General features: G+C 48.0%; 1 pseudogene. It reads right to left on the bottom strand.

The window, feature by feature from the left end:
- Window positions 1-32 precede the first annotated feature (32 nt).
- Window positions 33-254 (bottom strand): annotated as a pseudogene (locus tag SB660_RS22205) (DinB family protein); the annotation flags it as partial.

Here is a 254-nt window from a genome sequence, read left to right as displayed (position 1 = left end):
AAGAAGCATTAAAATATAAAAACGGCATCCCGTCAGAGGTGCTGTTTTTTTGCGGCTTTTTCCTGCGGACGGCTTATCACATTAGCCGAAACCGGTTCTATTCCAATCTCTCTGGCCCAAACCGACAGTTGTCCCATGTGGTGAATCTCATGCGCAAGGATGTGGCGGAGAATATCTTCTTTAGGAAAGGTTTAGTCCATCCAGTCCGGCTTAACAAGATCCGCCCCTTTGCGGGAGACCGCATGAATGACATC

The sequence above is a fragment of the Bacillus sp. SIMBA_005 genome (assembly GCF_046535585.1).
Classification (GTDB): domain Bacteria; phylum Bacillota; class Bacilli; order Bacillales; family Bacillaceae; genus Bacillus; species Bacillus pumilus.
This window is presented reverse-complemented; position numbering and strand designations above follow the sequence as displayed.